Below are 22,678 nucleotides of genomic sequence, written 5' to 3'. Positions count from 1 at the left end.
ATGCTATTCGACGGCGCGGCGGCGGTCATCGCCGATACTGCGGTCGTGGCACGTAGCGGCGCCGAAGATGCTTCCGTCGCGATTAGCGGCATCAGCGTCAGCGACACCGATAGCGCAACACAACACGTCACCTTGAATGCCAGCCATGGCACGCTGAACCTGGCCAGTACCAATGGCCTCACCGGCTTGACCGGCAATGGCGGCGCCAGCATCAGTTTCAGCGGCTCGCTGGCAGACATCAACGCCGCCTTGAACGGCATGTCGTTCCGGGGCGACAGCAACTTCAATGGTGCTGCCTCGTTTACGTTGACCAGCAACGACGGCAGCAATACCACCAGCAAAACCATCGACATCAACCTGACCCCGGTCAATGACGCACCGACGATTTCCGGCAGTGGCCCGGCGTTGCAGGTGGACGAAGGCGGGACGGCGAATTTCTCGCCGGCCACCAGCTCCCCCGACGGCAAGGGCTTCACCCAAAGCAACCTGGGCATGACCGACGTCGATAACGTGCAGCAACAGGTCATCATCAAGCTCACCTCCCTGGCGAGCAATGGCACCTTGTTGCTCAACGGTAAGGAGCTAGGGGTAGGGTCGAGTTTTTCCATCGACCAGATCGCCAACCTCAGCTATCGCCACAATGGCGACCAGGTCATCAATCCCGCGGGCCTCACCGACAGTTTCACCATTACCATCGATGACGGCGCCGGCGGCGTCGTTCACGACCACAACGTGCAGGTTCACGTCAATCCGGTGAACCAGGCGCCGACATCGAGCGGCACCATCACGATCATCGAGGGCGAGCAAAGCGTCAACCTGACCGACAACGGCAATCTGGTCAGCCCGATCGGCACGCCCCGTGGCACGATCCAGATCGGCGATCCCGATCAATCCCCGGGTGTCGACTTCATCTATACGCTCAACTCCCTGCCGACCCACGGTACGTTGCGCTATGACGGCGTGGTGATCACCGACAGCAGCTTCGTCATCCTGGACCTCTCCAAGCTCACCTACAGCCACGACGGCAGCGAAGCCAGCGGGGCCGGCGCCACCGATAGCTTCTTGCTCAATGTCACCGATGATGGCGGCGGCACCGGTGTGCCCAAGACGTCGACGTTGACCGTCGATCTCACCATCCTGCCCAACAACGACGATCCGGTCCTGGATCACAGCATCGACCAGAACCTGAATCCTGGGGAAACGATTCGCGTCGTCACCAACGCCATGCTGCAGGTCACCGACAACGACTCCTTCGATTCCAGCCTCAGGTATACGCTCACCGCCGTGCCCGACAGAAACGTCGGTTATTTCACGCTCAACGGTGGGTTGCTGGTGGTGGGATCGAGCTTTACCCAGGCCGACATCAACGCAGGCAACGTGGTCTATCACGTTCGGGCCTATACCGGCACGGCGCGAACCGACAGCATGAGCTTTACCGTCAAGGACGGCGGCGTACGCCTGTATCCAAGCGCGCGCGATGGCGGTATCTACGACACCGACGCGGCCAACAGCTCGTTGACGGTCAAGACGTTCAACGTCCACGTGCCGGCCGAGCCATCGACGTTGCCGGGGGCACTGCCGGCCGACCCCGCGCCTAACCAGGCGCCCGTCAGCGGCGGCGACAAAACCGCGACGATCGACGAAGCCGCCAGCTACACGCTGACGACCGCCGACCTCAACGCCACGGATGACTTCACCCCCGCCGACGGTTTGACGTACCGGGTGCTGGTCACGCCGGGCAGCGGCACATTGCTGCTCGACGGTGTGGCGATCGGTGCGTTCGGCACCTTCACCCAGGCCGACGTGGACGCTGGACGCGTTACGTTCCAGCACAGCGGCGACGAACACTTTGTCGACAACTTCCAATTCTCGGTTTCCGACGGGACGCTGACCACCGCGACCGAAAATTTCAGCCTCAGTATCGTGCCGAAAAACGACACACCGACCGCCACCAATGACGATCGGGTATTCACGGCCGAAGGCGGCACCGTCACCATTACCAACGGCAACATCGTGGTCGCCGATACCGACAGACAAGCCGATGCCAGCGGCGGCACCCAGTACGCCACGAGCAACGACGTCATCTTGCAGATCAGTGCGCTGCCACAATTCGGTCACCTGACGCTTGGCGGCGTGACCGTGACGTTGAATCAGACCGTGACCTCGGCACAATTGGCCGCGGGCGACCTGAAGTATGTCCATGACGGCAGCGAAAACTTTACTGACAGTTTTTCCGTCGTGCCCGTTGACGACCAGGGCGTGGCCGTCGGAGCGGGTACCAACCAATCCAGCACCGGCTCGGCTTTGGTGGTGCCGATCACCATATCACCGGTCAACGATGCGCCCGCGTTCAATTCCAAATCCCAACTGGTCGCCGGTGAAGCGGGCGCCATCCACGAAGGGGAATCGGCAGTGATCGGCGGTGCATCGGGTTATGCCAATGCCGATGGATCCGGGACGATAAATGGCTCGGTGGGCGGCGCGCACCTTGTGTACGGCGATGACGATAACTCCAGCCTACAGCGCCAATACCGGCTCACCGCTATTCCGGAGCATGGCAGGTTGATGCTCAACGGCGGCGTCCTCGGGCTCGGCTCGGTCTTCACCCAAGCCGACCTGGACGCCAATCGCGTCACTTATCAACATGACGGCAGTGAAACCAGCAACGACTCATTTTCCTACATCGTCAGTGACGGTGATTTCAGCGCCAACGACAGTGGCTCATTCGCCCAGGGCGTCACCGCCACGGCATCGACCTACAACATCGAAATTCTGCCGACCAACGACAAGCCAACGGTGTCTGCCCCCAACAACCCGGTCAATATCGACAGCACCGTCGCTGGCAACAATCCGGTGGGCGGCTTCACGGTGGGCGATCTCGATGACTTGAGCGGCGTCGGCACGCAGGATTCGGTGCAAGTCATCGTGCGGCTGACCCAGACCGACGGCACCGCTTTCACGGCGGGCGAGTATGCGGGCGTCACCCTCTCCGTCGGCCTGGGCGGCGGCGCTACCCGAGACGCCGATAAAGACGGCAATGGCGATTACCTGGTCCTTCGCGGCACCCGGGCCGAAGTCAACGCGGCGCTGGCGACCCTGACCGCCAGCGTCAACGACCCCAGCAACGAGGACCATCAATACCGTATCCAGGTCGTGGTCGATGATCGGCTGCGTGACGCCGGCGGCAACCTGACGACGGGGGCCAATGGCGGCAGCGAAAACCAGGCGGCCACCCCCGGCGGCAACGGGCAGCCGATCTCCGCCGTCGAATTCGATGGATACACCGACAGCGTCACCGGCACCGACCTCAACCTGGCACAGGCCAGCGTGTTGGTCCGCGTGTCGACAATCAACAGCCTGCCCAGCGTGGGCATCCCGGCGTCCCAACTGATCAACGAAGATCGCTCGACCGCCGTCACCGGCATCTCGGTGGTCGATACCGAGTCCACGGCCCTCGACGTTCCGGTCTCCGTGACGGTCAGCGTGCCATCGGGCCAAGGCATATTGGGGATTGGCGGCGCGGGTACGCAGACCACCATCACCCTACCGTCAGGACGGACGGTGAACATCAGTGGCGACAACAGCAACAGCGTGACCCTGATCGGGCGTGCCGACGATATCCAGTCGCTGCTCAACGCCGCCGGCACTGGCTTGACCTACACCAGCGCACCCCACGCCAACCACGACTACAACGGTGCCGCTGCTGGCGACGTTACGCTCAGCGTGCAATTGAACGAAGGCACCGCCGCCATCGGTGGTGACGTGGGCAGTGGCAGCGTTGCGTCGCCCGCCCAGACCAGCGAACTGGCAATCACCCTGCAAGCGACCAACGACGCCCCTACCGTAACCGCAGGCAGCGGTAGCCTGGCGATAGGCCAAAGCGGCGCAGCGGTGGCCGTGCCGGGGTTCTCGGTCTCGGATCGAGACTACAACGACGGTGGGGGCATCAGCGCACCGCCAGGCGAGAGCGCTTCGCCGGAACAGGACTTCACTCAGGTGACCGTGCGCCTGACCGATGCCAATGGCGTGCCGCTGAGCCAAGCGAGCTACACCGACATCATTCTCGGCTCCACCAGCTCGCCCACGGAAGATCACACCAGCTTCGAAATCGATGACACCCATTCCGGCACCGACAGTGCACTGGTCATCCGCGGCAGCCTGGCCAACGTCAATGCTTACCTCGCGGGTTTGCAGGTTACCCTCAGCGGCACCCTTGCCAACACCGACACCAGCTACAGGGTGCAGGTGATTGCCGACGACCGCATTCGCGACGTTGCCACCGGCGTGCTGGATGCCAGTGGTCTGGCCAACGGCGGCTTGAATCCGTCCGGTGCTTCGACCGCCGTGGTCCCCGCCACCGTTATCGATCCCTACGCGGCGTTGCCTGGCTCGCTCACGCTCAATATGGGCAGCAACACGCGGACGTTGTTTGTTTCCAGCCTCAACGACCCGACCCAGGTTACCGCCAGCGACGTCACCGTCAGGGAAGGCTCGGCGACCCTCAACCTGACCGGCAGCGTGGGTGGGTTCACCATCAGTGACCCGGACGCCAACGGTGCCAATACGTTCTCGGCCACCGTACACGTCAGCCAGGGGGTGATTTCCGGCGTGGGCGGCAGTGGTGGTTCGATCAGCGGTGTGGGCAGCGATACGGTGACGATCAGCGGGGCCACCCAAGCCGAAGTCAACGCTCGCCTTCAGGCCCTGACGATTACTTACCCGACGGCCACGGGCGCGCCGGCAGGCAGCGACTACACGGGCAACTTCACGGTGACGGTTTCCGTCAACGATGGCGGCAGCACCGGGCAGCGTCCTGGAGCGTTGACCGGCGACACCGACGATGCCAACCAGAACCCGGGCGATTTCGACTACGCCGACGGCACCACCGCCGCGCTGATCACCACCCGCACGATCAATGTAACCGTGCTACCGGTCAACGATGCGCCTTTGGCCTCGGGCCTCGACAGCTCGCAAACCGTAACCAAGGGCGGCAACCCCGTTCGTCTGGATGGCGATGGCAATGTGGCCGTCAGCGACCTCGAACTGGATGTGAGTGCTGACAAATGGCAGGGCGCGACGCTGACCATCAACCGTCAGGGCGGCGGCAATGCCGATGATGTCTTTGGTCTTTTCGACAGCGATGCGGGGGACGATGCGGTCGGTGTTCAGGTCAACGGCAGCGACCTGCTCGTCGACGGGGTTGTCGTGGGTAGCATCAGCAATGCCTCGGGCACGCTGCAAGTCACCTTCAACGCCGATGCCGACGGCTCAGTGGTCGGCAAAGTGATGGGCGCCGTCACCTACAGCAACACCAACGCCTCGACATCGGCCAGCGCCGACGTAGCCGTCGACTTCGTGCTCAACGACCAGAACCCGAACACCACCGACAGCGGCACTGCCGGCAGCGGCCAGGACCAAGGCGCCGAAGGGCGGAAAATCGCGACGCAAACCATCACCATCCACCTCAACACCGCGCCGGTGGCCGTGGACGATGGCCTGCAAACCGTCCAGCAAGGCGATCCGGCCAGCGGCAATGTCCTGCCCAATGACAGCGACCCGGACGGCAACCCTTTGAGTGTCACCGGGTTCACCGTCGCGGGGGTCGTCGGCACGTTCAATCCTGGCGATACCGCCACCATTGCCGGCGTCGGCACCCTGACCCTCAATGCCAACGGCAGCTACTTGTTTACACCAGCGCCATCCTTCCACGGCGATGTGCCGGTGGTGACCTACAGCATCACCGATGGCACGGGCGGCGCCGACACCGCCGACCTCACCATCCGGGTCAACGCGCCACCGGTTGCGGTGGACGATGGTCTGCAAACCGTCCAGCAAGGCGATCCGGCCAGCGGCAATGTCCTGCCCAATGACAGCGACCCGGACGGCAACCCCCTGAGTGTCGGCGGGTTCACCGTGGCGGGGGTAGTCGGCAGTTTCAATCCTGGCGATACCGCAACCATTGCCGGTGTCGGCACCCTGACGCTCAACGCCGACGGCAGCTACCTCTTCACGCCGATCCCCACCTACCACGGCGATGTACCGGTGGTGACCTACAGCATCACCGACGGCGTGGGCGGTACCGACAGCGCCGACCTGACGATTCGGGTCAACGCGCCGCCAGTGGCGGTAGACGATGGGCTGCAAACCGTCCAGCAGGGCACGTCGGCCAGCGGCAACGTCCTGCCCAACGACAGTGATCCGGAAGGTCATCCGCTGAGCGTCGCCGGGTTTACCGTCGCGGGGGTTGCGGGCACTTTCAATCCTGGCGATACCGCAACCATTACCGGTGTCGGCACCCTGACGCTCAACGCCGACGGCAGTTACCTCTTCACGCCGGTTGCGACCTTCCACGGCGATGTGCCGGTGGTGACCTACAGCATCACCGACGGCGCGGGCGGTACCGACAATGCCGACCTGACCATCCGGGTCAATTCCACGCCTGTCGCCAACGATGACGGGGTGTTGCTCACAGACCGCGACACGCCCATCCAATCCATACCGGTGTTGGCCAACGACACCGATCCGAGCGGCCATCCGCTCACCGTCACCCACGCCCAGAGCGCTGACGGCAGCGTTACGATCAACCCAGACGGAACCCTGGATTTCACCCCGGCACCCGGCGTCACGGGCGATGTCACGATCACCTACGTGATCAGCGATGGCGTGGGTGGCAGCGACACCGCCCAAGTGCGCATCCATATCAATGAGCCGCCCGTGGCCGTCAACGACGGCGTTCATAGCGCGCCCCAAGGAGACCCGATCAGGGGCAGCGTGCTCGGCAACGACAGCGACCCCGAGAACGATGCGATTCATGTGGTCGACTTCACCGTGGATGGCGTGACCGGCACCTTCGCGGCCGGCGACAGCGTGGCAATCCCAGGCGTCGGCACGATTAGGCTCGACCTCGATGGCCGCTTCGTATTTACACCGAACGCCAATTATCTCGGCGCGGTGCCGACCATCGATTATCGGATCACCGACGACCATGGCGGCTTCGCAACGGCGCAATTGAGGCTGCGCATGGACTCCTCGACATTGCCGCTGCCGCCCACGTCCGATGTCTCGACGGATCGGAACGCGCCCACCGGCGACGTTCTGCGTCATGAATACCCGGATTGGCAGCTTGATTCGTTGAGCGTACGGCGCGACATGGTGCCGGGCTTGTTCGTCACGCTTCCGGTGATGGATTCGCAAATCCAGGCCGATGAACGACTCGACCCGCTGCGCTCCGGCTATGCCGAAGCCTACAGCGGCGAAATACGTTCGGAGTCGATCGGGATCGGCCTCGGTTTCGTTCCTAACCTGCACGTCACGCTGGCGGTACAGGATTCGCAAAAAACCGTCGATTACCAGGAAGGTTCGCTCAAATTCAAGGACAGCCTGTATTTCACCGGTGGCCATAGCTTGTTCGGCGATTTCGATGCCTTGCAGCCTGTGGCTGAAGAGCCTTCAGCAAGAGAAGTCAAGCCCAGCCCGCCGTCTGATCAGCCCAAGGCGGCCGTTTCCTTCAGTGACCAAATCAGCCAGGCCGCCAAACAGCGCCAGCCTCATTCGTCCACTCAAGTCGAACGGCTACCGGCGCCCCAGCGCAAAGGTTGACCCAACGTCCTCTACTTTCCTTATAAAAACGGTAATCACATGTCTTTGATGGAAAAAAATCGTTCAGTACTGGGCGCAGGCTGGGTCGCGGCCATGGTTATCGGCCTGGCGGGCTGCTCCGTTGCGCCGAAACCGTTGCAACAAGATGAAATTCACCAACGAGTGGCCGGTGACCAGCTCCAGCTTTACGCCGACCAGGAACCGATCAAGGGGCCATTGACCTTCGCCGACGCGCTGGCACGCTCGCTCAAATACAACCTCGACTATCGCCTGAAGTTGATGGAATCGGCTCTGGCGGCGGGCCTGCATGACGTTTCACGTTACGACATGCTTCCCAAGATGCTGGTCTCGGCTGGCTACACGTCGCGCAACAACGAGTCGGGTGGTACGAGCGTCGGCATTGAAACCAACACGGTTTCGTTGATCCCCTCCTCCTCCGTCGAGCGTAACCGGACACTGGCCAACGCTGAGTTTTCCTGGAACCTGCTGGACTTTGGCGTCAGCTACTACCGCGCCAAGCAGAGTGCCGACCAATACCTGATCGCCGAGGAGCGACGCCGACGCGTGATGCAAACGGTTCTGCAGGACTTGCGCACCTCCTACTGGCGCGCCCTGGGCGCCCAGCGTCTTGAAAGCCAGGCCGACGAGCTGCTGAACCGTGTACGCCTGGCGCTGGGCAAATCACGGGAGGCCGAGGTACAGGGTCTGCTACCGCCGGCACAGGCGTTGGCTTACCAAAGCGCCCTGCTGGACGCGACCACTTTGCTCAACGCTCGCCGCCAGGATCTGGAATTCGCCAAACGCGAATTGGCCGCGCTGATGAGCATTCCACCGGGCACCCAATTCACGCTGGCTGAAGAAAGCGAGCCCTCGCTGCCTGGCGTCCCGGTCGACATGGCCAAACTTGAGGAAATCGCCTTACAGGCGCGTCCTGAGCTGCGTGAGGAAGACTATCGCAAGCGCATTTCGGCGGACGAAGCGCGACGCCAATTGCTGGCACTGCTGCCCAGCCTTGGAATCAACATCAACGATCAGTACGACTCCAACAAATATCTCTATAACAGCAACTGGGTCGACAGCGGCGTACAGGTCAGCGCCAACCTGTTCAAGCTGGCGGCCATCCCGGCCACGCAAAAAGCCAGCGCCTCCCAGGAAAAAACCGACAACGCGCGCCGCCTTGCGCTCTCGATGGCCGTGCTGACACAAGTGCGCATCTCGGTGGAGCGCTACAAGCTCGCCTTGGTCGATTACGACCTGGCCGACCAGTCGAGCCAGGTCGATCAACGCATGGCCAAGTTCGCCCGCGCTTCGGTGTCGTCCCGCACCGATTCCGAGCTTGAAGTCATTCGCACCGAAACCCGCGCCCTGCTCGCACAGTTCCAGCGATACTCGGCCTACGCCACGGCGCAGACCGCTTTCGGGCGCATCTACAACTCCCTGGGCCTGGACGTGCTACCCGAAGACGTGCGCGACGCCAGCGACTTGCAGCAACTCTCGCAACAACTGCAGGAAAGCCTGAGCCGTTCAGAACGCCAGGCGTTCACGACGGCGATCGGAGAGTTGCCTTCGCAGCAACCGCTGGCGGTACGCCTGGAATACTCAGGCGATGCTCGGGCAGCCAATGACATGCTCGAAGTGGCTCGCCAAGCATTGAAACGCAACCAGTTCGTGCTTGCCGAAAACAACCAGCCCGGGCCTACGCTGATCATGCAACTGCGTATCGCCAACGTTCAGGACGGTATCCGTCGCGGTGAATGGAGCGTCAGCCTGCGCCGTGCCGACGGAAGCGTGGCAGGCACCAGTCACTACCAGAGCACATTGCGCGCCCAGCCAGACAGAGATTCCTTGAACGCATTCTGCGAAGCCGCCACGGTCGCTGAAGTGCCGAATTTGCGCGCGTGGTTGAAATCGGGCCCAACGCAGGTGGCCTCGAAATGAAGATCCGATCACGTTGTGTTTCTCTTTCTGTGATCGGCGGTTCGTTGCTCGGCCTGGTCGTGTCAGCGCAACCGGCATGGGCACAAAGCGAAACCGATGCCGGCGTACGCGTGCTGCTGGTGGCCGACCAGGAAACCACCCTGGCGAGCCAGCTGGTGGGGCGGGTACGCGCGGTCAACGCGTCGCTGGGATCGACGTTCAGCAAGGGTGACGTGCTCGTCAGTTTCGACTGCGACGAACAGGTCGCTCGCCTGAAGATGGCCCAGGCCGACCTGAGCTCCGCCCGTGAAACCCATGACGCCAAGTTGCGCTTGCAAGGGTTGCAGTCCGCCGGCGAGGTGGAAGTTTCGCTGGCCGCCAGTGCCGCAGAGAAAGCCGCTGCCCAGGTGGCCCAGTACCGGGCCCAGCAACAACAATGCAATGTGCTCGCACCGTTCGACGGGCGCGTGGTCAAGGTCCAGGTCAAAGCCTTTCAGGGCGTCAACCTGGGCCAACCACTGCTCGACATCATCAGCAAAGGGCCATTGAAGGTACGTGTGAATGTACCTTCCAAATGGTTGGTCTGGCTCAAGCCCGACCTGCCCTTCCAGGTTGATTTGGGTGAGACCGGCAAACGTTATCCCGCCAAAGTCAGCGCCATCAACGGCCAGGTCGACGCCGTCAGCCAGACCATCGAGCTTGAAGGGGTGATCGAAGGCCGGCCCGTCGATCTGCTCGCCGGCATGAGTGGCACTGCGCTGTTCGAAGCGCCGCAATGAACGCCCAAGCCAATACAGCGCCCAACCCGGTCGCGGTGCTGCTGCATCTTGAGCAGCGCGCACAAGAAGCGCGCAGTACCGCCGAGCTGGGTTTTGTGATGGTCAACGAAACGTGGCAACTTTTGCGTTATCGCCAAGGCTATGTATTTGTCAGCGATGTGCTGGGCAAGCCCTCGCTGAGCAACGTTTCCAGCTTGGCGGTGCTGCCTGAAGAGACACCGTTTACCGTCTGGCTCAAGAGGCTGGCCCAGCATCTCTGGACGCAGCCCGCGTTATCGGCCGAATCGACACCAGCCACCGTCTTGCATCTGTTGCGAGCCCGGGACCTTCCCGAAAGCTTCGCCGAGGGCTGGACCGAATGGATGCCGATGCATCTGCTGTGCGTACCGCTACCGCCTCGCGATCATTCACGTCGTGGCATGTTGCTGCTTGCCTGCGATACCGAGCCGGACGAACATACCCAGGCCCTGCTCGCCAGACTGGGGCAAACCTATGCCTACTGCCTCGCGGCGCTGACCAACAAACGCCCCACGCTCGGCGCCCGCTGGCAAGTCTGGCGACAGCGCCCGTGGCGTTTATTGGCGTTGGGGACGGCCATGGCCCTGGCGTGCCTGGTGCCGGTCCGACTGAGCGCCCTGGCACCGGCCGAGATCGAAGCCCATAACGCGATGGCCATCGCCTCCCCGCAAGATGGCGTGGTGCACGAGTTCCTGGTGCAGCCCAACCAGATGGTGCAAAAGGATCAACCGCTGTTCAGCCTCGACGACACGACCCTGCGCAATCGCCGCGCCGTTGCCCGGCAAGCGCTGGAAGTCGCCCGGTCCGAAGCGCTGCTCGCCGCGCAAAAAGCCTTTGAAAGCGCACAGAGCAAGGGCGAGCTGGCCGCGCTCAATGGGCAAGTCCAGGAGAAACAGGCCGAGGTCGCTTGGCTCGACGAAATGCTTGAGCGCAATGTGGTCCGAGCGCCACGCGACGGCATCGCGATATTTGGCGACACCAATGATTGGATCGGCAAGCCGGTGGTCACTGGCGAGCGCATCATCCAGCTGGCCGACCCGCAAGATGCGGGGGTGCTGGTCTGGCTCCCGGTGGCCAATGCCATCAACCTCGATACCGGTTCTGAAATTCGTCTGTTCCTGCACGTTGCGCCGCTATCGCCCTTGACCGCCAGCCTGATCCAGACCAGCTACCAGGCCACGCTTTCGCCAGACAACATTCCCTCGTATCGCATTCGGGGGCAGTTCCAGGGTGATGCCAGCCAGTTGGCGCGGATCGGCCTCAAGGGCACCGCCAAGCTGTATGGCGAATCGGTACCGCTGATCTATTACGTCATGCGCCGTCCGTTGGCCGCCCTGCGTGAATGGAGCGGGCTGTGAGCGAACTGGACCTGGCGACTCTACTGTCGGGCTCATCGGCCGGATCGACATTGCAAGACCCAGACGTACATCTTCCCGAACACCTGCCCGCGGTGCGCGAAGACTTGCGCCTGATTCCCGCGGCCTCGCAACGTGATGGCTCGCCAGCCTGGATGATCCAGGACCCGGTCGGTAACCGGTTCTTCAACATCGGCTGGCTGGAGTTCGAGATCCTGTCACGTTGGTCCCTGGGTAGCCCGACCCGCTTGCTCGAGGCGCTCGCGGCCGAAACGCCCCTGAACGTCAGCCGAGCGGAACTGGCGGCCTTGTTGGCGTTTCTGAGCCGCCATCAGTTATTGCATGTCAGTGACGTCACCGGTACCCGACGCCTGGAAGAGATGGCCCGGCAAGGCAAGCACACCGGTTGGCAATGGTTGCTTCACAATTACCTGTTCATGCGCGTGCCGCTCTGGCGTCCGCAGCGCCTGTTAGAAAAAACCCTGCCCTGGGTCGCGCCACTGTTCAGCCGGACCTTTCTGGTGTGCATCGCCCTCGCCATCGTGCTGGGCCTGTTCTTCGTCGAACAGCAATGGGATGTGTTCGTTGCCAGCTTCCAGCAAAGCCTGTCACCGCAAGGCCTGGTCGGTTATCTGGTAGCCCTGGCGATTACCAAGTGCCTTCACGAGCTCGGCCATGCCTATACGGCTACGCGCTACGGCGTGCGCGTCGCGCACATGGGCGTGGCGTTCCTGGTGCTATGGCCGGTGCTCTACACCGATACCAGCGAATCCTGGAAGCTCGCCGACCGCCGTCAACGCTTTCACATCGCCGGTGCCGGCATTCTCGTGGAGCTGCTGGTTGCCGGAGTTTCGACGCTAGGTTGGGCCTTGTGCGAAAACCCAATGCTCAAGAGCGGGCTGTTCTTCCTGGCGACCACCAGTTGGATGATTTCATTGGCCCTCAATGCCAGCCCCTTCATGCGCTTTGATGGGTATTTTTTGCTGTCGGACTGGCTCGACCTGCCCAACCTCCACGAGCGCTCGGGTGCCTTGGCGCAAGCCTGGATGCGCCGTCGCCTGTTGTCCTGGGACGAACCCGATCCGGAAGTCGTAGCGCCGCGCCTGCGTGGTTTTCTCATTGCCTTTGCCATCGTCACCCGTATCTATCGCCTGGTAGTGTTTCTCGGCATCGCCGTCGCCGTGTATTACCTGTTTTTCAAGGCGCTGGGTATCTTGTTGTTCCTAGTCGAAATTGCATGGTTCGTCGTCATGCCTATCCAGCGTGAACTCAAGGTCTGGTGGGATCGTCGCAAGGAGATCCCCACGCGGCGAGGTCGTCTGCTTTTGCTCGGGCCAGGCGCGCTGATGCTATTGGCCGCCTTGCCGTGGAGCACCCAGGTGCAGGCGCCCGCCTGGCTGCATGCAGAGGTTCAATACACGCTCTATAGTCCCTTGCCGTCCCGGCTGGTGGAAATGCCTCTCGCCGGGCAACCGATCGAAGCCGGTTCAACCTTGGTCGTTCTGGATTCCCCGGTCATACGCGACAAGGCCGAACGGTCTCACAAAGCGACCCTCGCCTTGCGCGCGCAACTCGCCGGACTCCCCGGAACTGCCGATGGGGCCGAAAAATATGCCTCGATTGCCAGCCAGCTCAACCGTCAGCAAGCCGAGTCCGCCGCCCAAGCGGCCGAGTTGCAACGCCTGACATTGCGCGCCCCGATGGCCGGAGTGCTCATCGACATCGACCCCGCCGTGCAGCCCGGCGTCTGGGTCAAGCCCAATCAGCCGCTGGGCGTCTTGGTCAGCCCCGATAGCTGGACGGTGGAAGCATTCGTTCGCCAGCAAGACCTCTCGCGCGTGGCCGTTGGCGCTCGCGCGCGCTTTTATGCACAGGGAGGCAGCGGCACGACGCTTGAGGGAGAAGTGATCGGCATTGACGATTCACGCACCCAGAACGTCCCGCATCTCATGCTGAGCACGACCTACGGCGGTCCCATCGCCGTCTCCGCAAAACAGGACCGGAACCTGCAGATCCGTGATGCCCTTTACCGGGTGAGAATACGTTTGGACGCCCCTCCCGCCCAGATGATGATGCGCCTGGGCAACGTGTCCATCGAGGGGGCCCGCATCAGCCCGGTTGCAGAGCTGTTCACCGATGCGTTGTCGATTCTGATCAGGGAAAGCGGGTTCTGATGGGGGCTTTCACCTGCTCCCCCGTGGCGAGGGAGCTTGCTCCCGCTGGGCCGCTCCGACGCCTTGGGAGCAGCGGCCCCTTTTCTGTGAGCGCTTCGCACTCAAGCGGGAGCGAGCTCCCTCGCCACGGGTGCATCGTCGGCTCAAGGCTTGAGCACCACCTTCACGCAGCCGTCTTTTTTGTCCCGGAAGGTGTTGTACATTTGCGGGCCGTCTTGAAGGCTCACGGTATGAGTGATGACGAAGCTTGGATCGATCTGCCCCTCCTGGATGCGCCGGAGCAGGTCGTCGGTCCAGCGGTTCACGTGGGTCTGCCCCATCTTGAAAGTCAGGCCCTTGTTCATGGCCGCGCCGAACGGGATCTTGTCGATCAAGCCGCCATACACACCGGGGATGGACAACGTGCCGGCGGGGCGGCACACATACATCATCTCCCGCAGCACGTGGGGGCGGTCTGACTCCAGCATCACCGCTTGCTTGACCCGATCGTAGATGGAATCGAACGAACGGGTCGCGTGGGATTCCATGCCTACCGCGTCGATGCATTTCTCTGGGCCCTTGCCGCCCGTCAGCTCGGCCAAGCGGTCCAGCACACTTTCGTCATCGAAGTTGATGGTGATGGCGCCCCCGGCCTTGGCCATGGCCAGGCGCTCGGGCACGTTGTCGATGCACACCACCTGCTTGGCTCCCAGGATCACCGCGCTGCGCACCGTGAACTGTCCTACCGGACCGGCGCCCCAGATGGCCACGGTGTCGGTGGGCTGGATATCGCATTGCACGGCCGCCTGCCAACCGGTGGGGAATATATCCCCTAGAAACAGCACTTGCTCATCGGTCAGGCCGTCCGGAATCACCACCGGGGTAAAGTCCGCATAAGGCACCCGCACGTACTCGGCCTGGCCGCCAGGATAGCCGCCAGTCAGATGGGTATAACCGAACAGCCCGGCAGTGGTGTGGCCGAAGGCCTTGTCGGCCAGGTCCTTGTTGCGGTTGCTGCGCTCGCAGACCGAGAAGTTACCCCGACGGCATTGATCGCATTCACCACAGCAAATCGTAAAGGGCACCACCACGCGATCGCCAATTTTCAGTTTCTTGTTGGCCGAACCCACTTCCACTACTTCACCCATGAACTCATGGCCCATGATGTCGCCATGCTTCATGCCGGGCATGAAGCCATCGTACAAGTGCAGGTCCGAGCCGCAGATGGCGCACGAGGTGACCTTGATAATGGCGTCACGTGGGTCTTCTATGGTGGGGTCGGGCAGATGATCATCACAGCGGATATCTTTTTTTCCATGCCAGCGTAACGCTTTCATCTTGGTACACCTCCTGAACAGGTCGGTGCGCCAGCCATGAACATTCTCGTTATGCGCACCTACTGATGTTTTCGGTCGGAGGAAAACGCGACAAGTTCAAAGCATGTCTGCACACATCGGTAAAACGCGATAGACGGTTGCGCCGTCGCTCGGGTTATCAAGCGGCTCTTCCCTCCGCTCACCCCAGACTCATTGCCCCCGAAAAACTTGCCTCCACCGGCCCGATAAGAAAGACCGCGCCCAAAAATCCGGGTTCATTCAGGTACGACTGGGTATCCTTGACACAGCTTTTCCCCAAACCACTCCTCACGCGTCATCTCCCAAACCTCCTTGAGCGACGCCCCAAAGACAAAGTCGCCCTGCTGCGTCCCGACCATCCGCATGCCTTCACGCTCCGAAATCCTGCGAGAAGCCAGGTTACCCACCGCCTTCGGCACTTGCATGACCGGACGCTCCAGCGTTTCGAACCAATAGATGTTGATCGCCGCGCAAGCCTCGCGCATGTAGCCTTTTCCCTGCCATTGCGGCGCCAACCAGAAACTGCGGTTGTTGCCGGGCTGGTCGTACAGGCTGATGCTGCCGATACGCTGAGTGGGATCTTCGGCCAAGCGAATCATCCAGTGCCACTCGCGTCCGGCGGCAACAGCGGGGAGCGCCTGATCGCGCACGTAGGTCAGCGCGCCGTCATCCGGGTAGGGCCAGGGCACACGACTGTCGAGGTAGCGGACCACTTCCCAATGCGGAAATAGCCGTTGAATTGCCGGTGCGTCCGACAGCGCCAGGGGGTAAGGATAAGACGGCGGGTTTGGAGCGTGGGAATGGGGCTCATGATGAAAACTCCTTTTTCAGATGTTATGGCGTGCCCGCCCCCCGCTACAGGTTATCCGTAACCCTGCACAATTTGCTGTCCTTCAAGAATGAAGGGGGCAGTTGCGTCGTCGCCGCGGGCAGTTGCTTGAGCCTCACTTCACATTCAAAACGGCCCGCGGCGTCCAGTTGGTAATCCTCCCCTGCCTTAGGGACAAAGCTGAACATGTTGTAGCATCGATCGCCGATGTAATGAAAAGCGATGGGCTGCCCGGCCGGTATCAACAGCTCAGTCATGACCGTGGAAGATGAATGCTTGTCGTCGTCTGGCATGCCCAGGCTTTCGCCGTTGCGATTGGCATAGCCATCCCGGAACGCCACCATGACCCCGGCGCCTGGCTGGCGGAAGTCCACGCAGTCAGACTTGGGTACGGCCCTGACCATGCCGTCGCTGATCACCCGCAAACGCGCGGTCTCGCCACCGTCAGGCGTTGAGTAAGGGGTGGAGAAAGAACGGACATCCGACAGCGCTCCGCAACCGCTGAGCAGGGCCAGGAGGCTGATGCTCCAGGCCTGTCGCAGCACGCGGGACGTCTTGCGCGAGCAAATGTTGAGTCGGGGGTTGAGGGGGTGCGGTGATTCGCTCACGATGATGCTCCATGCAGGTCTGTTATCCAGGGCCAACGACGGTCGAGAGGGACGCGATGTCAGCGCGAGATTTTATAAGGGGTTCGCAGACACTCTGCAATGGCCGATGTATCGGGGCGCACGCCTGATGATCCAGGCTCAATCAAACCTCATCGCGGGCTTGGCCCTCGCAATCATCGCGACGCTGAGCTGGGCCTTGAACTTCATTGCGCCTTACGTCACCGGTGCCTACACGATCTACGACTTGTTGGTCGTACGGTTCCTGGTTGCCGGTGCCCTGGGCCTGGGTGTCGTGCTGCTCTACCGGGCCCAGCTTCGGCACCTGCGGTGTGATCAGATGCTTGTGGCCGCAAGCCTGGGCGTGATCGGCTACCTCGGCTATAGCGCGTGCATCGCCGCCGGCATCATCTTCGGCGGGCCGGTGCTGACGCCGGCCTTCATTGGTATGGTGCCCGTGTTGCTGGCGCTGCTGGGCAACGCCACGGCCAAGACCCTCCCGTGGCGCAAACTGGCGATCCCCTTGGTTTTCTTGACGGTTGGGCTGCTGGTGTCGAATCTCGGGGCTCTCCATCATCCCGCTGCGGGCGCAGGATCGTGGCTGATGGGATTAATGTTCTCAATCGCAGCCGTGCTCTTATGGCTCGCATTCAGCGGGTTGAACCAACGCGCCTTGCTCGCGCTGCCACCCCACGCATCCGGTGCGTGGACTGGCCTCATGATGGTCGGTGCCGGACTGGGCACCTTGTGCTTGTTACCGGCGGTACAAGCGTTCGACCTGCTCAAACTGCCGAGCCTGGGGTTCAGCGTTTCCGTTGCGGGCCGTTTATATCTCTGGGGTTTCGTGATTGCGCTGATGTCGTCCTTAGTCGGTGCCTGGGCTTGGAACGCCGCGTCCCAGCGTTTGCCCATGGTGCTTTCCGGGCAATTGATCGCCTTGGAATCGGTGTTCGCCACGCTGCTTGGCCTATGGTTTCACCACCGACTTCCGACGCTTCTAGAGGCATCAGGACTTGCGGCTGTACTGGTTGGGGTGGTCATGGCGGTGCGGATCATCCTGACGACGCGGGACCATGTAAGCGTTATTGCGGCGTCACCCGACGCATGAGCTCATCCAATGCGTAAGTATCCAACAACGCCGTCACCTGTGTGATTTGCCCATCCTTGAGCGTCATGTGCCACAGGTAAGTGTTGTAATAGGGCTTGTGATCAAGTGCCGTGGCTGTGCCGTTCCAAAGAACAACCACGACGTCGTTCTCGGCAATGATGCTTTGCACCGTTGGCACAATCGGCGTAGCCAGCCGAGCAGTGATCGGGCGCACGGCTTGGGCCAACTCAGCCTTGCTGGTGTAGACGCCTGACACCGGGCTTGTGCCGGCCACGGTCCATTTGGCATCCGGCGCCAGCAGGTCGAAGACCGTGCCCTTGCCCTCCTGCCAATTCGCGAAAGCCTGGCGAACCAGATCCGTATTGGTACGTTGAACATTGTCCGAAGCCCAGCCGTTGCCCGCTGAGAATATAAAAGAAAGTGCAAGCACTTGGGCTTGCCAAGCCAAACTCATCCACCGGGTCATGATGTTCTCCCACAGCCATTAAATTTCAATAGAACCTTAACGGCATACGGGGAGAGGTCTTTGCTCGATACTGCAGTGGGGTTGCCTGATGCTGTTTGGCGCTGAGCTATCACGTGGATACCGCCATCAACGCCGTACAACGTCCTCGTAGAAACCCTGCGCTGCCAGATTCTTGTCCTTCGCCTCCAACATAATGTCGAACCGGTCCAGAAACCTGAGGGCGTACTGGTTCGTCCAGCGATTCCACATCTGCGCGCTGTGGCCGTACAGGTCACGCTTGGACACGACCCTCAACAAGGCATCCATCTCAAGCTTATCGTCGGCATCGAAACCCAACGCCTGAAGCCGCTCCGGGGGTTGGGAGTAATGCATGGTGGGCCGCACGCCGCGCCAACTGTCGATGACGCGATCGACTCGTGGGGAATCCGGCGCGATGTAATCGTTCTCGTTGATCCAACAGTGATGAATATCCAGCACGATGGGTGCGAGGTCGGCAAGTTCCAGACAATCATCCAGGCCGTAGGTCTTTTCCTCGTTTTCGAAGGTAATGCAATTGCGCGCCGCCTCCGACAACCGTGGCCAGACCGAACGTATCCCCTCGCCCCCCAGCCGCCCGGCAATGTGCACGTTGCATTTGAAATCCTGGAAATGCCGACCAAAGCCCATCATCCGGATCATGTCGGCGTGGTACTCGAACTCGGCGAGGCTGTTCTCCACCACCGGCGGTTTATCCGAACCGAGCACGCAGTATTGCCCAGGGTGAAAGGACAGCCGGATATCCGCTGAACGCGCCAGGTCCCCGATCGCGCCAAAGCGCTCTTCCAGTTGGGCTTGGATGGCAGGGTCCTGATAGAACGCGCTCACCTTCGGATGACTGTAGAACGGCAATAGATCGCTACTCAGCCGAAGCATGCGCAGGGTCGGGGGAAGCTCGGCGACGTAGGCGATAAGGCGTAACTGCGCGTCGAGATTGTGCGTGATGATTTCCAACAGCTTGTCGCGGGCGACCTGTGGGGAGACGCTGTCCATCCAGCGCAACGTTGTGGTGCGCGGATTGAAGGGGGCTTCGATTGTCTTTAGCGCGGCCGCCGAGAGGCCGCGATCAGGGTGCCGGTATTGGCAGGCGAAGCCAATTCGGGGGTGGGTCATGGGAAGTCCTGGCCGTTGAGTCTGTGTTGGCGGTAGACATCCTGGCGGCCGAGTCGTCGTTTTTGATTGGTCGTTGAAACAGCTTTCCTCGGAAAGTGTTCGAGATCAGGCAGTGGCAGCCCGAACAGAAACGTGGGCTGGTCCCACATTGTTCCCATACCGCCCCTTTTCCAGACGCCAAAAACCACAAACCCCCGACTTTCTCTAGGAAAATCAGGGGTTTGTGTTTGTAGAATGTGGCGGTGAAGGAGAGATTCGAACTCTCGATACAGTTTCCTGTATACACACTTTCCAGGCGTGCTCCTTAAGCCACTCGGACACTTCACCGTGTCTCGGCAAACTGTTCAGTCTGTCGAGGCGCGCTAATGTAGTCGAAAGCCTTGGCGATGGCAAAGGTTTTTTTCAGAATTTTCATGTGCTTAAGGCAGGCCAGCATTTCAAACGGGTCGGGGCATGGCAAACCGGCCAAACTTCGGCTTTGTCCGCAGGCCCGCTTATAGAAGCAAGCGCGGCCCATCGGGCGGGCGAGGCCGTTTGAAAGGGGCGGGGCTGACCGGTGAGTCAGTCACGGCGCTTTACCTGGCCTGCGACGGTGGGTAACGTCTGCTGACTTCTCTTACAAGGAATAGCGTCATGAGCGACCTGATTGCCTACCATCTCGAAGACGGTATCGCGACCCTGACCTTGAACAACGGAAAGGTCAATGCCATTTCGCCTGATGTGATTGCCGCGTTCAACGCTGCGTTGGACCAGGCAGTGGCCGATCGCGCGGTGGTGATCATTACCGGGCAGCCGGGGATTCTGTCGGGCGGGTACGATTTGAAAGTAATGACCGCAGGTCCCAAGGAAGCGGTGAGCCTGGTGGCGTCCGGTTCGACCCTGGCTCGCCGCCTGTTGTCGCACCCCTTCCCTGTCATTGTCGCTTGCCCGGGGCATGCGGTCGCCAAGGGAGCATTCCTGTTGTTGTCGGCGGATTACCGCATTGGTGTCGAAGGGCCGTTCACGATCGGCCTGAACGAGGTGCAGATCGGCATGACCATGCACCATGCCGGTATCGAGCTGGCCCGGGATCGGTTGCGCAAGTCGGCATTCCACCGCTCGGTCATCAATGGCGAGATGTTCAATCCCCAGAGCGCCGTGGATGCGGGCTTCCTCGATAAGGTGGTGTCGGCGGACGAATTGCAAGCTACGGCGTTGGAAGCGGCGCGTCAGTTGAAAAAGATCAATATGACTGCCCACAAAAACACCAAGCTTAAGGTTCGCAAGTCGCTGCTGGATGCGTTGGACACCGCGATATTGCTGGACCAGGAATACATGGGCTGAACCCTGGCTTAAGTGAGGTTCCGACACGTGCGGCTTAAAACCCGGCGACCGCTCTAAGCCGCTTCTTACGCGCCATTTCGAAACATCAGCTTAAACATCGCCCATCTCCTACCTCTGTAGGGGCAATTGCTGAAAACAGTGCACATCCGTACACTGCGCCACCTTTTGTCCCTGTGGGGCCTGTTGATGTTGTTTGCACTGCGTATGTCTTTGATGGGCCTGCACTTTATCCTGGCGGGTGTGTTGGGGGTGATTCTGGGTGTGTGTCGCCCGTTCAACCCTGACAACAGCCGTCTGTGCGCCAGGCTGTATGCGGTACCCGCGATGTGGATCCTGCGCCTGCGGGTCAAGGCCGAAGTCGACACACTGGCGAATAAAGCCCAGAGCAGCGTGATCATCGCCAATCATCAATCCAACTATGATCTGTTTGTCTTCGGCAATGTGGTACCGCGTCGTACCGTGTGCATCGGCAAGAAGAGCCTGAAATGGGTACCGCTGTTCGGTCAATTGTTCTGGCTGGCGGGCAACGTGTTGATTGATCGGGGCAATGCAATCAAGGCCCGCAAGTCGATGCTGACCACCACCCACACCCTCCAGCATGAAGACACCTCGATCTGGGTGTTTCCGGAAGGCACACGCAACTTGGGCGCTGAATTGCTGCCGTTCAAGAAAGGCGCGTTCCAGATGGCGATTGCTGCCGGAGTGCCGATCATCCCAGTCTGTGTGAGCACTTATATCAAGCATATGCAGCTCAATCGCTGGCGCAGTGGTGACATTCTCATACGCTCCCTGCCGGCAATTCCCACGGCGGGCCTGAGCATGGACGACATGCCTCGCCTTATCGCTCAATGTCGTGAGCAGATGCGCGAGTGCATCGAGACGATGGACCGGCAGTTGCAGCCCATGTGAACAAGAAACCCGCCCCTACGGCGGGTTTTCTTTTACGCGAACTTCGCGAATTTCGCTGACTCTCAATCAGCGTGGCGCGCTAAGCTGGACGCTGCCCCCACTGCCAATTTCCAAGAAGAAGCGAACCACATCATGGGTAGAGTTGTTGCTGCTGCGGTTTACAGCGCCGGTAAGAAAGTCACCAATATCACCCTCGATGAAGGCAGCGCCTGGGCGGCGAAGCCCGGACACTTCGTGTGGATCGGCCTCGAAGAGCCCAGCACCCAGGAACTGACCAACCTGCAGCGCCAGTTCAACCTGCATGAGCTGGCGATTGAAGACGCGATGGAGAAGCACAGCCGGCCCAAGCTGGAAACGTTCGGCGATGCGCTGTTCATCGTCACGTATTCGCCGGTGCGCAAGGACGGCAAGCTGCAGTTCATCGAAACCCATATCTTCGCCGGCAAGGGCTACATCATTACCGCCCGCAACGGTCACTCGGCGTCTTACGCCCATGTCCGACAACGCTGTGAGGCACGTCCTATCCTGCTGGAGCACGGGGAGGATTTCGTTCTTTACGCAATCCTCGATTTCGTCATTGAAAATTACCTGCCGGTGGGCGAAGCCATTCATGCCGAGATCGATGAACTGGAGCGCAACGTGCTATGCAGCGCCCTGAATGAGCGGGACATCCAGAACCTGCACAGTTTGCGCCGCGACGTGCTGCGCCTGCGTCGCTATGCGGCGCCGATGGTGGAGATCAGCGAAGAACTGCAGCGCCTGGATTTCCCCTTCATCGACAAGAACATGAGCCCCTATTTCCGCGACGTGCAGATCCACGTCACACGGCAGATGGAAGACTTGGCGACCCTGGCGGACATCGCCAGCCAGACGATTGAAATCGGCGTGCTGCTCGAAGCCTCGCGCCAGAGCGTGGTGCAACGCAAGTTCGCCGCCTGGGCGGCAATCCTGGCGTTTCCGACGGCGGTGGCCGGCATCTACGGGATGAACTTCGAAAACATGCCGGAGCTGACCTGGCACTATGGATATTTCCTGGTGCTCGGGTTCATCGGGGTTGGATGTACCGCGTTGTGGGCAAGTTTCAAGCGGTCGGGGTGGTTGTAGGATTTTTCG

Annotated in this window: 13 protein-coding genes, 1 tRNA gene and 1 pseudogene; 9 read left to right on the top strand and 6 right to left on the bottom strand. The window is 61.1% G+C overall.

Annotated features, from left to right (window positions below; all coding sequences use genetic code 11):
- From J3P76_RS08110 to J3P76_RS08090, 5 genes are read left to right on the top strand one after another with little or no spacing between them, the layout of a single operon-like run.
- Nucleotides 1-7,599, top strand: coding sequence for an Ig-like domain-containing protein (locus tag J3P76_RS08110; protein WP_434701722.1), 7,599 nt, complete (start codon nucleotides 1-3; stop codon nucleotides 7,597-7,599).
- A 39-nt stretch (nucleotides 7,600-7,638) separates the two neighbouring features.
- Entirely contained in the window at nucleotides 7,639-9,537 is a 1,899-nt protein-coding gene (locus J3P76_RS08105) for a TolC family protein (protein ID WP_434607042.1), read from the top strand.
- Nucleotides 9,534-10,295: an efflux RND transporter periplasmic adaptor subunit gene (locus tag J3P76_RS08100; protein ID WP_434607044.1), complete on the top strand. Its 762-nt coding sequence runs from the start codon at nucleotides 9,534-9,536 to the stop codon at nucleotides 10,293-10,295. Before J3P76_RS08105 ends, J3P76_RS08100 begins: the two co-directional genes overlap by 4 nt.
- Nucleotides 10,292-11,671, top strand: coding sequence for an efflux RND transporter periplasmic adaptor subunit (locus tag J3P76_RS08095; protein ID WP_434648504.1), 1,380 nt, complete (start codon nucleotides 10,292-10,294; stop codon nucleotides 11,669-11,671). Before J3P76_RS08100 ends, J3P76_RS08095 begins: the two co-directional genes overlap by 4 nt.
- Nucleotides 11,668-13,842: an HlyD family efflux transporter periplasmic adaptor subunit gene (locus J3P76_RS08090; protein ID WP_434701721.1), complete on the top strand. Its 2,175-nt coding sequence runs from the start codon at nucleotides 11,668-11,670 to the stop codon at nucleotides 13,840-13,842. The genes J3P76_RS08095 and J3P76_RS08090 overlap by 4 nt, the downstream gene beginning before the upstream one ends.
- 143 nt (nucleotides 13,843-13,985) lie before the next feature.
- Here J3P76_RS08090 and J3P76_RS08085 read toward each other — a convergent pair whose 3' ends face one another.
- The 3 genes and pseudogenes from J3P76_RS08085 to J3P76_RS08075 all read right to left on the bottom strand — a co-directional run bounded on the left by J3P76_RS08085 (nucleotide 13,986) and on the right by J3P76_RS08075 (nucleotide 16,613).
- Entirely contained in the window at nucleotides 13,986-15,158 is a 1,173-nt protein-coding gene (locus J3P76_RS08085; RefSeq protein ID WP_434559954.1) for a zinc-dependent alcohol dehydrogenase, read from the bottom strand.
- Nucleotides 15,159-15,412: 254 nt separating this feature from the next.
- Nucleotides 15,413-15,987, bottom strand: a pseudogene (locus J3P76_RS08080) (GNAT family N-acetyltransferase).
- Between the two features lie 44 nt (nucleotides 15,988-16,031).
- Nucleotides 16,032-16,613: a hypothetical protein gene (locus tag J3P76_RS08075; protein WP_434607054.1), complete on the bottom strand. Its 582-nt coding sequence runs from the start codon at nucleotides 16,611-16,613 to the stop codon at nucleotides 16,032-16,034.
- 127 nt (nucleotides 16,614-16,740) lie between these two features.
- Here J3P76_RS08075 and J3P76_RS08070 point away from each other — a divergent pair, with 127 nt between their 5' ends.
- Nucleotides 16,741-17,718 carry a DMT family transporter gene (locus J3P76_RS08070; RefSeq protein WP_434607056.1) on the top strand — a complete coding sequence of 326 codons (978 nt, stop codon included), beginning with the start codon at nucleotides 16,741-16,743 and terminating at the stop codon, nucleotides 17,716-17,718.
- Here the strand turns inward: J3P76_RS08070 and J3P76_RS08065 are convergent.
- From J3P76_RS08065 to J3P76_RS08055, 3 genes are all read right to left on the bottom strand, one after another.
- Nucleotides 17,693-18,184, bottom strand: a complete 492-nt coding sequence (locus tag J3P76_RS08065) for a nuclear transport factor 2 family protein (RefSeq protein ID WP_434701720.1) — start codon at nucleotides 18,182-18,184, stop codon at nucleotides 17,693-17,695. The two genes, J3P76_RS08070 and J3P76_RS08065, sit on opposite strands and share 26 nt — an antisense overlap.
- 126 nt (nucleotides 18,185-18,310) lie before the next feature.
- A complete protein-coding gene (locus J3P76_RS08060) occupies nucleotides 18,311-19,333 on the bottom strand; it encodes a UV damage endonuclease UvsE (protein ID WP_434559960.1) in 1,023 nt (340 codons plus the stop codon).
- A gap of 237 nt (nucleotides 19,334-19,570) precedes the next feature.
- A tRNA-Ser gene (locus tag J3P76_RS08055) sits at nucleotides 19,571-19,660 on the bottom strand.
- A gap of 306 nt (nucleotides 19,661-19,966) precedes the next feature.
- Here J3P76_RS08055 and J3P76_RS08050 point away from each other — a divergent pair.
- From J3P76_RS08050 to J3P76_RS08040, 3 genes are all read left to right on the top strand, one after another.
- Nucleotides 19,967-20,656: a crotonase/enoyl-CoA hydratase family protein gene (locus tag J3P76_RS08050; RefSeq protein WP_420767226.1), complete on the top strand. Its 690-nt coding sequence runs from the start codon at nucleotides 19,967-19,969 to the stop codon at nucleotides 20,654-20,656.
- Between the two features lie 186 nt (nucleotides 20,657-20,842).
- Nucleotides 20,843-21,565 carry a 1-acylglycerol-3-phosphate O-acyltransferase gene (locus J3P76_RS08045; protein WP_420767225.1) on the top strand — a complete coding sequence of 241 codons (723 nt, stop codon included), beginning with the start codon at nucleotides 20,843-20,845 and terminating at the stop codon, nucleotides 21,563-21,565.
- Between the two features lie 132 nt (nucleotides 21,566-21,697).
- Nucleotides 21,698-22,669, top strand: coding sequence for a magnesium and cobalt transport protein CorA (locus J3P76_RS08040; protein ID WP_420767224.1), 972 nt, complete (start codon nucleotides 21,698-21,700; stop codon nucleotides 22,667-22,669).
- The last annotated feature ends 9 nt before the right edge of the window (nucleotides 22,670-22,678 follow it).

The sequence above is a fragment of the Pseudomonas sp. D1-36 genome, assembly GCF_051132205.1.
Classification (GTDB): domain Bacteria; phylum Pseudomonadota; class Gammaproteobacteria; order Pseudomonadales; family Pseudomonadaceae; genus Aquipseudomonas.
This window is presented reverse-complemented; position numbering and strand designations above follow the sequence as displayed.